This is a genomic window from Nocardiopsis sp. NPDC058789 (assembly GCF_042745575.1).
GTDB classification, from domain to species: Bacteria; Actinomycetota; Actinomycetes; order Streptosporangiales; family Streptosporangiaceae; genus Nocardiopsis; species Nocardiopsis eucommiae.
In genome coordinates, this window is sequence record NZ_JBHYOW010000023.1 from 51,707 (window position 1) to 61,925 (window position 10,219).

13 protein-coding genes are annotated in these 10,219 nt (G+C 66.9%); 3 read left to right on the forward strand and 10 right to left on the reverse strand.

Annotated elements, in window-relative coordinates; all coding sequences use genetic code 11:
• The first annotated feature begins 83 nt into the window (after positions 1-83).
• Positions 84-680, forward strand: a complete 597-nt coding sequence (locus ACFW3L_RS24580; protein ID WP_378746895.1) for a hypothetical protein — start codon at positions 84-86, stop codon at positions 678-680.
• 46 nt (positions 681-726) lie between these two features.
• Here ACFW3L_RS24580 and ACFW3L_RS24585 read toward each other — a convergent pair whose 3' ends face one another.
• The 4 genes from ACFW3L_RS24585 to ACFW3L_RS24600 form a co-directional block, all read right to left on the reverse strand.
• Entirely contained in the window at positions 727-1,194 is a 468-nt protein-coding gene (locus ACFW3L_RS24585; RefSeq protein ID WP_378746899.1) for a hypothetical protein, read from the reverse strand.
• 682 nt (positions 1,195-1,876) lie between these two features.
• The gene (locus ACFW3L_RS24590; protein ID WP_378746908.1) at positions 1,877-2,329 is read right to left on the reverse strand and encodes a GNAT family N-acetyltransferase; all 453 of its coding nucleotides are present in this window, start codon (positions 2,327-2,329) and stop codon (positions 1,877-1,879) included.
• Entirely contained in the window at positions 2,329-2,535 is a 207-nt protein-coding gene (locus tag ACFW3L_RS24595) for a hypothetical protein (protein ID WP_378746912.1), read from the reverse strand. Before ACFW3L_RS24595 ends, ACFW3L_RS24590 begins: the two co-directional genes overlap by 1 nt.
• A gap of 88 nt (positions 2,536-2,623) precedes the next feature.
• Positions 2,624-3,376 carry a metal-dependent hydrolase gene (locus ACFW3L_RS24600; protein WP_378746917.1) on the reverse strand — a complete coding sequence of 251 codons (753 nt, stop codon included), beginning with the start codon at positions 3,374-3,376 and terminating at the stop codon, positions 2,624-2,626.
• Positions 3,377-3,503: 127 nt separating this feature from the next.
• Between ACFW3L_RS24600 and ACFW3L_RS24605 the strand changes: the two genes are divergently transcribed.
• Positions 3,504-3,677 (forward strand): hypothetical protein, encoded by a 174-nt coding sequence (locus ACFW3L_RS24605; RefSeq protein WP_378746921.1) that lies wholly within the window; start codon positions 3,504-3,506, stop codon positions 3,675-3,677.
• A 643-nt stretch (positions 3,678-4,320) separates the two neighbouring features.
• Here the strand turns inward: ACFW3L_RS24605 and ACFW3L_RS24610 are convergent.
• From ACFW3L_RS24610 to ACFW3L_RS24625, 4 genes are all read right to left on the reverse strand, one after another.
• Positions 4,321-6,444: an FtsK/SpoIIIE domain-containing protein gene (locus tag ACFW3L_RS24610; protein ID WP_378746930.1), complete on the reverse strand. Its 2,124-nt coding sequence runs from the start codon at positions 6,442-6,444 to the stop codon at positions 4,321-4,323.
• 86 nt (positions 6,445-6,530) lie between these two features.
• A complete protein-coding gene (locus ACFW3L_RS24615; RefSeq protein WP_378746933.1) occupies positions 6,531-6,974 on the reverse strand; it encodes a hypothetical protein in 444 nt (147 codons plus the stop codon).
• A 1-nt stretch (position 6,975) separates the two neighbouring features.
• Positions 6,976-7,158 (reverse strand): hypothetical protein, encoded by a 183-nt coding sequence (locus tag ACFW3L_RS24620; RefSeq protein WP_378746937.1) that lies wholly within the window; start codon positions 7,156-7,158, stop codon positions 6,976-6,978.
• A gap of 186 nt (positions 7,159-7,344) precedes the next feature.
• Positions 7,345-8,238, reverse strand: a complete 894-nt coding sequence (locus ACFW3L_RS24625; protein ID WP_378746942.1) for a hypothetical protein — start codon at positions 8,236-8,238, stop codon at positions 7,345-7,347.
• 650 nt (positions 8,239-8,888) lie between these two features.
• Here ACFW3L_RS24625 and ACFW3L_RS24630 point away from each other — a divergent pair.
• Positions 8,889-9,128: a hypothetical protein gene (locus ACFW3L_RS24630; RefSeq protein WP_378746946.1), complete on the forward strand. Its 240-nt coding sequence runs from the start codon at positions 8,889-8,891 to the stop codon at positions 9,126-9,128.
• 158 nt (positions 9,129-9,286) lie between these two features.
• Here ACFW3L_RS24630 and ACFW3L_RS24635 read toward each other — a convergent pair whose 3' ends face one another.
• Together ACFW3L_RS24635 and ACFW3L_RS24640 are read right to left on the reverse strand one after the other, a co-directional pair.
• Entirely contained in the window at positions 9,287-9,412 is a 126-nt protein-coding gene (locus ACFW3L_RS24635) for a hypothetical protein (protein WP_378746951.1), read from the reverse strand.
• Between the two features lie 150 nt (positions 9,413-9,562).
• The gene (locus tag ACFW3L_RS24640) at positions 9,563-9,787 is read right to left on the reverse strand and encodes a hypothetical protein (protein WP_378746955.1); all 225 of its coding nucleotides are present in this window, start codon (positions 9,785-9,787) and stop codon (positions 9,563-9,565) included.
• Between the last annotated feature and the right edge of the window lie 432 nt (positions 9,788-10,219).

Sequence of the window (10,219 nt, forward strand, 5' to 3'; positions counted from 1 at the left end):
TGAACGCTACCCCAGACCCCCTTGCCCCCTGGCGCGCATTCGTCTGCGAAGAAGGACTCTCACCCGAGATCACCGAAGTTGCCATGGCCATCGCCGACCAAGCCACCAGCCAGAGAAGCCCCCGCGAACGAATGACCGAAGCCACCGGGTTCGACCTAGACCTAATCAAAAACGCCATCGACACGCTTGTTATGGCCCGTCTCATGTACTACGACGAGGAGGGGAGCGATGGGGCCTTCGGGATTCTCTTCCCCGAGGAACGTACCCCGCCCCACGTCAAGGGGGACCGGGTCTTTGACATCAAGGCCTACCGCCGCAAGTACGGCGAGTGGCAGGAGCCTATTCACGGCGCCCGACGTCGCGCCGACGAGACGCTCTTGTACCACTACTACGACGCGAACGACGTCCTCCTGTACATCGGCATCACGAACTCGCTCCCGAGGCGTCAGGCATCGCATGAGGGTCGTTCCACGTGGATGGACTTTGCGGTCCGGTCGACCATGAAGCGGTTCCCCACGCGTGCGAGCGCGGAGGTCGTGGAGGCCGCATCGATCCGCCACGAGCGCCCGTTGTTCAACGTCGAGCACAACGACCACCCGGATCGCGTCCGCCGCCTCGTGGACTACCTGATCGACCGGGATCGGCGGGACCTGCTGGTTCCGCTGATCTCGCGCGGCTGACCTTCCCCTCCCGGGGCGTCTCCCGCTGACGCCCCAGACCGGCCTCTCATGGCGTCTGCCGATTCTTGATGAACAGTCGACGCCAACCCTTGACGGGGGCAGGATCATCCAAAGCCTGGATCTTTCTCGTGACCAGCAACAGGAACTCATCTCCCGGCCCGCCTGCATGAAGCTTCGCGACCGCGTCGATAATCTCTTGGTCGCCGAACTTTATGGCGCTGTATTGAAGGTTTCGAGCTTCTTCGTAGGGGTTAAAGCTGTCCCATCCCTCAATCCGCCTTGACATCGCCTCGCCGATCTCGGCGTACTGGTCAATGATCTGCGTCAACTGTGCGCGTTTCGTTTCCAGTTGGAACTGCTTCTGCTGTCTTTCGTGGTCCTTACGCTTGTATCGTCTCTTTCGTGTGTCATCGATCCATGAGGTCAGAGGTTTGATGGATGCTCCAACCAAGATGAGCACAATGGCCGACAGTAGACCGAACAGGTCGTCTGGCAAGTCAGGGAGATCAGGCATGCTTTACCTCCAGAGGGCTCCGTGTGTGCTCATCTTGGCGGACCCGAACCCGCACCGGCAGGGACTTTCGGCAGTGACCGGAAGCGGACAGCAGGAGCGGCGGCCCTCGGAGGCCGCTAGCTTGACGCCATGAACCTTGACTCAGGCGACTGGATCGCCATCGCGGCAGCAGTGATCGCTCTCGGCTCCGTCGTAGTCACAGGCATCGGACTCTACTTTGCGAAACGATCAGCCGCCGCGGCCGACAGGTCCGCAGACGCCTCTGAGAACTCAGCACAAGCCGCCATCAGGTCTGCTGACGCAAGTGAACGGTCGAACGAGCTAACCGAGGGAGAAGCCGCTAGTCGACGAGCTGGCTGGAAGGTCGCCCCGAGTGGGATAGGACCTGTGAACCAGGTCCACTGGCTGTGCTCCGCGAAGCTCACCAATATCGGCGATGAAGCAGCGTTCAACGTGAGGGCAGAGGGGCCGCGACTGGTTTGGTCATCCGACGGAGTTGATGTTCACCGGGGGAGGACCATTCTCGTCTGCTTCGAGGCCTCTCTGCTGACTGACGGTTCCTTTCCGCCTCTGACCATGACCGTGACTTGGGACCGACCAGAGCACTTCGGAGAGAAGGACCTCTCGGAGGAACTCACGGTCCAGCCACAGGCGCCAGGGGTCACTGTTCCATCGGGCCGGATCAACAGGAGCTACGGCCCATCGCGGGGTACTTCTCGTCGGGGTCATCCACCGGCGTGAACCCGGCCGCGCGCAGGAACTCGACCCGGCCCTCGACCTCCTCGCCCTCCTCGGGGAACAGGAACACCCACCGCACCCCCGCCGCGCGCGCCACCGCAACGAACCCGTCCAACAACGCCCGACCGGCCCCCAAACGCCGCCACAGCGGGTCAACGACGATCCCCAGGACGTACCCGTGCGGCGGCGGAACAGGCGCCCCAGGGCCCGTGTACGCCCCATCCAGGACGCCCTCCACCCACCCCACGAGACGGTCGTCCTCCACCGCCACCAGGACCTCGATGCCGTCCGGCCACGAACCGAGCGGATAGTCCTTCACCTCGAAACGCGCCGCGGCACGCATCAACAGGCCAGCGATCGCGGGGCCATCATCAGGAACAGCGCGACGGACGAACATCAACCCTCCGGATCAACGAACCGGTACGTGGCCTTCGCCGCCGCGGCACGGTCCTGCAACAGCTCGTAGGTGTGCACCACCAACCGCCCCTGCGTGCGCTCCTCGACCTGGACGACAGGCGGAAGCCGTCCATCCACCAGCTCCACCAAGATGTACTCGCCATCCTCCGGGCCGCCCACGCACCGGACCCACCACTCCTCAACCATCCGACCATCATCACCGGTCAGACCCCAGACACAAAGAAGGCCCCACCCGAAGGTGGGGCCTTCTCGCCGCCGACGAGACGACGAGACACTAACCCGCAGGAACCGCAGGAACCGACACCAGCAGCAGGACCGGCGCGGCGAGCAGCGACGCCCACCGAATCCCGACCTCCACCGGCGACTTCCCGGTGTGGAACGCGACCGGCGACCGGAACATCCACCACCGCTTCCCGTTGACCTTCAACGGCCACGCCAGCGGAACACCGGACCTCGTGAGCCAGTCACCCAGGATGTGAGTCAGGCTCCCTACGGCCACCGTGACCCCGATCAGCCACGGTGCGCCACCCGGAGCGAACACCGCCACGGTCGCCAGCACCACCGCAAGGACCGCCGCCGCGGCCTCGCGCTTGCGCAGCGCTCCCCACCCCTTCAGCGACCGGGCCACCACGCCAGCCCCCAACGCCGACATCCCGAACACCACCACAGCGGTCCCGAGAGGCGCGACGGCGGCGACCAGGAACCCCAGCAGCCCGAACACCAGCACCGCGGGGATCGTGTGCGTGAGGTGGCGGTGCCCTCCATCCTTCCCCGCGCGGAGTTCGTAGTCGGTCCCCGTCGCCTGGTACACGCGCCGCGACAGACCTCGGAGCCCAGCCGACGTCTTCTCCGACAGCACCCCCAAGGACCGGCCCACCGTCGACCCGGGCTCATCCAGATCAGGGAGCAACGCGGCGCCGGCGCCCACGGCCGCGCACAGAACCACGTCGGTTACCTCGGTACCGGCGAGCGCGCCGACCGCCGCTCCGGCGAGCACACCGGTCGCGGCGTGCGAAGAGCCCATCATGAAGACCTCCAGGGGTAAGGGGGGAGAAGGGGAACCCTGACTTTCTCTCGGACGGGGACGTCCCACGAGACGCCCCCGTCCCTCCAGCGTCCCGCCTACCCTTGAAGGGAACCCCCAAGGAGGAGCCATGGCCGACAAGATCCGCTGGGACTACCGCATCGAAGAGATCATCGGAGGACCGCACGCCGGCCAACTCCACAACTGGGGCGCCGACGGGTGGGAACTCGTCTCCGAGATCGTGCTGTCCGAAGACCGCGGGCAGAAGACAATCCGGTCGGTTTTCAAGCGACCACGGGACTAGACGACCAAAGCCGTCCCGGGGACGTCCCCGGGACGGCTTCGTGCTTTCTGTTCGGGTCACAGCCTTGGCTGCTTCGGTTCCCATGGCATGTCCGAGCCGGTGCACGACCACACGTGGGCGTGCAGGTGCGAGACGGGCTGGCCGGCGGCGGCGCCGATGTTAAAGGACGCGTGCTGGCCGAGGGATGCGAACTCGGCGGCCCGCCGCATGGTCACCGCGGACACCTCGGGGTCGGTCGTGAAGTCGGAGCGTGGTCGCGCACCCGAGCGTCGAGGCCCGCCAGTTCGATCATGCGAGGGTCATCGGCAGGGTTCCGGAGGGCGACCGTGAGGTCGACGCGGACAGAGTTCGGGGCGGCCGGCGGAGAGCCGCGCAGGATGCCGTGAGTGGTGATGTTGATGGCCATGAGGGGGAGCTCCTTTGGTTGCTGAGAGTGAGAAGACGCGGATAGACGCCTGCGAGCGTCTGAGGTGTCGCCTGCGGGCAGAAAGTGCGTCTGAGCTGGGAAGGTTGCTCTAGTGACGCTCGCCCGCCAGGAGGCGTCTAGGGCGCCTAGGAAACGTCGAAACCCTTACAGGGGCGGGGTTTGAGCGTGTCTAGAGGGGGTGTCTGCACTCCGACAGCGCAGACACCCCCAAGACACTCACACCGAGTAACGAGACGCCGCTTCCTCAAGGGCCACGCGCTCGTACCCGCGCACCTGCGTACCCGACCCGTTCGTGAACCGGCCAGCCTTCACCCCAGCAGCACGGAGCGCCTTCTGGGTATCCAGCAAGTCCAACCCGCACGCCGCCGCGACGTCATGCCCAGTGACCCCGTCAGCCCCCTCCGACAGCAGCAGCGCCGCAGCGAGAACCGGCGGCAACTCACCCTCAGGAGCCTGTCCCTGCTCCACCTCGGGCGCCTGCGGGTCAGGCGCGTAAGCCCACACCGGACGCACTGGCAGTGCCGTCACCTGGTCGTCATCAGAGAGGTCCCACACCTGCACTGGAGCCTGCTCCTCACCCCGGCCCGTGCCCTTCACATACGCGTGCCCGAACTCCGGCAACTCGTGGGCGGTCCACTTGGACGCCAACACCTGCCTCGTCTCGGTAGCACCCGCCGTCCGCAACACCGCGCGCACGTCCATGACCCCGTTGATCTGCGAGTCGATACCCGCGCCGATCGTCGGCTTCTGGGTTGCCCACACCAGATCGATGCACCTTGACCGGCCCGTCCGGCCCAAGGAACGCAGCGGCGCCATGATGTCCAGGCCGTCCTCCGGGTCGTCCAAGGCCATGACCTCCGCGCCCTCGTCGACCACCACCACGATCCGCGGCCGAGACTTGGTCGGCACCCACGTCGCTATCTGCTTGTCCTGCATGATCCGGCGGCGGTCCAGGGACTCTCGGGCCAGCTCAGACAGCACCTGGTGAATGTCCTCTGGCTCCACAGCGATGCGCATCTTGCCTCGCCACAGCGCCGACTCCTCACCCTTGCCGTCGATGTAGACGACAACGGTTGGCTCCCCGGAGTGCATGGCCTCGGCCATGACGACGCGCAACAGGACGGACTTGCCCGACCCGCTGGTGCCAGCGATCAGCTTGCGGCCCTTCGGGAGAGTGACGGGCTTGCCGGTGTCGGCGTCCACACCGATGCCGTCCCTCCTGGGGTTCCAGGCCATGTCCCGCTCGGGGGAGCGGGTTCGGATGCGCAGCACCGCCTGGTCGCCGACCTCGCCGGGGTGCAGGTCAGTGCGCACGTCCCGGGGGACGGAAAGGGCGGCCCGGACCACCGGGAGCTTCTTCTTCAACAGCTCCAGGGTCAACTTCCCGGAGGTGGTCAGCACCACCCGGATTCCCAGCGCGTCCACCGTGGGCGTCCCGGGGACGACCCCCTCCAAACCGCGGCCTTCGGTGCGCGTCTCCCACTCGGACAGGTGCCCCAAAATGAGGTTCTCCGCCTCGGTCGCGCCGACCACCACGTCCCGGGGGACGTCCCCCGGGACGCTCGCCTGTCCGACCAGCTCACGTGCCCGCTCCGCCGGTTCCTCGGTCACGGTCACCGTCCCGTCCGCGACCGCCATCGCGTGGCCCTGGGCGGCCAGCCACCCCCACGCGACCGGGTAGGCGAGCAGCGCCCACCACGCACCCACACCGATGCCGGCAGCGACCGGACCGAACAACACCGCCGCCGGAACAGCCAGCTGACGGGCCAGGCGACCACCGCGGGCCTTCAGGGTGAGCGCGTCCATCTTCATCGCCGACGGGGCGCGCTTCTTCAGCTCGTCCAGCTCCTCGGACAGCACCTCGATCTGAGCGTGGTCCTTGCGGATCTTCGCCTTGTCGAGTCGCTTCGCCACCGCGGCCTTCTCGCGGCGGATCTCCGCGCGCGCTTCGGTGACGATCTCCTCGTACAGGTCGGGGTCCTGGACGTAGGCCTCGATGGTCTGCCACCGCTTGTGGCAGGCCAGCAAGGCGTAGGTGTGCCACGCGGCCAGGCTCGCGCCGAGCTTGGTGTTGACGTCCTGGAGGAGGGCCTTCTTCGGGGACACGGCGTCGTCCGGAGTGCCCTTGGGGACGATGACACCCTCGGTGGGCGTCCCCTCCGTCTCGCCCTCTGGCCTGCTGGTGTTCTCCTCGGGCTGCTCGTCTGCGTCCCGGGGGACGGCACTGTGGGTCTCGTGTGTGGTCTCCTGCGTCCCGGGGTCGTCCCTCTCCCACACGGCCCCCATGGGGATACCGTCGGTATGTGGGTCCATCTCGTCGACCTGCTTCTTCTGTGCCATGCTCTTCTCGTCTCTCCTTGTTCGGCAAACAGCATTGAGGGGCAGGGCCGCCCGGGGTCGCAGTCCCCGAGGCGGCCCAACTGCGTTCAGCCGACCGCGCCACCCACAGCCCACGCGGCCACGCCGGCGCCCATGGTGTGGATCCAGTCGATGAATCCAGTGATGACACCGCCCGCCGAGCCACGTGCGGCGATCGGGGTGATAATCAGCGCGACGATCGCGACGGGGTTGTAGTTGTGGTCGTAGCGCAGGTCGATACAGGTCGCGATGAATCCTCCGATGCACACCACCGACCAGACCGTCGCCACGGGCAGGGACTCTCCGGTCCAAGACCCCCACGTCGCGGCCAAGGGCCCCATGAACGTCGAGTTCGCCCACTGGACGGCCGCCATGGACGCCCCGGATCGGTACAGCAGCATCGACCCGGCCAAACCCACCACGAGAGCGATGAGGCCCTTCTTCGTGTGCCTCAGCTTCTTGGTGAGGTACGAGGCGAGCAGGAACATGCACAAGGCGAGGAACCCGAACACGTCAGGCCTCCTTGCGCATGTGGTTGCGGATGACGGCGAACCCGACCCACCCGACGGTGAACACCGAGATCGGGATCGTGATCAGGTCAGGGGCGCCGAACAGGGCCAGCAGAGCGACAACGACGCTCGCGAACCCGATCGACACCAGCTCACTGGTGGACAGGAACGGCTTCTTCTCGGACATGGGTCCTTCTTCCTGGAGTAGCGGCAGGGGAGTGGCGGGCTTCGGCACGCTCACCTCGCGGTGCTCGTCGGCCTGTCCCGGCCTTGGCTGGTGTGCGCACCCACCCCGCAAGGTCAAGGCGGGGGAGGCGGGCACACCCCCCAAGGGGGCGGCCCCGGGACGCGCACGGCGTCCCGGGGATCGGGACTACTTCGACCGGCGGCGCAGAGCAGACATGTCCAGGCCCTGCCCCTCGGCCTTCTCGCGCCAGCGGCGGATCGTCGGCGGGGTAACGTTCAGCTCAGCGGCGGCTCCTCGCACGGAAGCCTTCTCGCCAGCGGACGCGATGTACGTCATCAGCTCCCGCAACTCCGGGTCGATCCCAGACGGGACGCTCCCGGGACGTCCCCGGGACGTGCCCAGGTCAGCGGTCATCACGGACCCGAACCCCATCAACGACGCAGAGGGGGACGCGACTGCGGGATTCCTGGCGTCCCCGCCTGAGCCGATCGCGAGACCCCGGCCCGCCTCAATCTCCCGGACGAGCGCGACCCGCTGCTTGATGGTCTCGGCGTCCTCGCGCTCCATCTCCCGGGCCTCCTGCGCAGCCCGACGGATCGCGGCGAGCTTCAGCTTGTGGTCCCGCTCCGCGCGGGCGTTGTCGAAATCAACCTCGGCCTCAGCGAGCTCCCTCTCATGCGCGGCGTCACGGCGCTTCTGCGCAACAAGACGCTTCTGCTCGTGGCTCGGGTCCGTGGACAGCTCCGCCTCGCGGTCCAACTTCTCGGCGGCCTCCTTGAGGGCGGCCTCCTTCTCAGCTTCTTCAGCGGCGGCGCGCGCCAGCCGGGTGTTCAGCGCGATGTGCCACAAGCCCTTCGCGACCAGCGGGACAATACCCAGGACCGCGAGGACCGGGAGCATCTCGAACGCGTGCCACCCCACCAGGACAGCCGCGATGGAAGCGACGAACCAACCGAACTTCTTCGCGCCGCGGGCGGAGCCGGGGTTGATCCACGCGATCGCGACCGCGGACACCAGGGCGATGTCCAGGACCACGCCGACCGCGAGACCAACCGGCCACGGGGTCGGGAGCATGTCCATGAGCGACCACGCGGTCCACACGAGGGACGCGATGGACGGTACTGCGGCGATCGCAACCGTGGCTTTCGCTGACTGGGGGGACGCGGCCAGCGGGACGGGGGGGACGTCCCGGGGGGCCTCCGACTCCGCCGCCGCGGCGACAACAGGCTGGGCCGGACTAGCGGGCGTGGACGCGGCGAGCCGCTGGATCAGCAAGTCGCGGGCCCATGCCACAACGGCCCTGGCGGCCCGCTGTGGCACACCGGTCCGGAGCAGGGGAGGAAGGCCCCACCAAGCCGCAGCCGCGATCAGGGCCACGCCAACGGCCCACGGGGCCCAAGACGGGACCCAAGAAAGGATCATGCCGAGGGTGCTGACCTCGGGTTCCTGCGTTGGTACGGTGTTCATTGCCGGTCTCCTAGGGATCGGATGTCCCGCCAGCGCTCGATTCGCTGAGCGGGACGCTTCATGTCTGGGGTCAGCTGGCCCGGTGCCCGGACCAGGCGAGGTACACGCCGAGGGGCAGAAGGACGAAAACGGCGATCAAGGCGAACATGGGGTCTCCTCTGGGGTGGGGCAGTAGCTTGTATGGCTATGACGATAGGCCTACGATGATAGTCATGTCAACGCACCTCCTCCACCTGCGCCCACACCGCAGGCACAATGAACACATGAACCCCGACACCCTGCGCGCCGCCATCACCCAGTACGAACAGGCACTCGACGACGCCAAAGACAAACGCGACGCCGCGATCCGCCAAGCCAAAACCGACGGCATGTCGCAAAAGGAGATCGTCGAAGCCACCGGGTACACCCGCGAAACCATCCGCCGGATCCTGAACCCGGACGCTGCAGAGGCCGTCAAGCAGGCAGCCGCGGAACGACGACAGCAACGTCGGCAAGCTTCCTGACGGCACGCAGAAACGCCCCCATCCACTGGGATGGGGGCTTTGTTGTCTTGCTGCTGCCGCCGGCGCGGTAGCCATGCGGGGCTCCTTGGTCTGTGGACCGTGTGGTCCCGGCACCGCCCCGAAGGGCGGCACCGCCATCACACGGCGCTGAGTGGGGATTAGGGGTAGTAGGTGTGGCAGACGTGCGCGTCCAGCGCCTCCTGGGAGCGGAACTTGTAGCTGCAGTTACTGCAGAAGTACTTGTCGGAGTACGCGGTGATCAGCGCGGCGATGAACGACTTCATGTGAGACCTTTCGTTGATTCGTGATGGCCCGGGCGGACCCTTCGGTCCACCCCGCAGGACGGGCGGGATGGGCCAGAGGCACCGGCCGGGTCTACGACCGGATCTCGGTGCGCTTGCGGCGCTGCGCGTACACCTCAAGGGGAGAGAGAGTCATCGCTGGACCCCCCGCTCCAGCTGGTCGCACAGCGAGTCCACGTCGCCCGGAAGGGAACGCTGCATCGTCACGACGATCTGCGCGGTCTGCACCAACATCCCGAGGGACTCGCGCGGGTCAAGGGTGCCGAGGATGTGCGCGGCCTCGATCTCGTCACCCGTGCCCAGAGCACGCACGAGAGCGATGGACCGCAGAGACAGGTCAATGGTCGGGGCGCTCATCGCTGAACCTCCACGCTCGTGTCAGCGACGTGCGTGTCGAGGGTCGTGATCGGGGTGCGCTGCCGGGTCAGACGCGCAGCCACCGCCAGAACGGCGACGGCGAAAGCCACCCACATCCAAGAAGAGTGGGGAAGGGCAGCCAAGAGGCTCAGGACGTTCGGGGGTGCCACCAACGGGGCGGCGAAGGATACGCTGTTCACAGCTCGACTCCTGCTCAGATCAGTGAGGCGGGTCAGCCCTCGGAACCGGCGTTGCACCGCCGCCCGGGGGCGTTCTGTTGTCCCTCCAGGCCTCACTCCATATGGAGTGGATCTGGAGTGGAGATCCTGGGAATCCCCCGGTCAGACCGGGGGACCCAGGGTCACACAAGGCCCACTACCTGGGGTTTTCCTCTTGAGACTGCTCCTCGTGGACAACCACGACTCCTACACC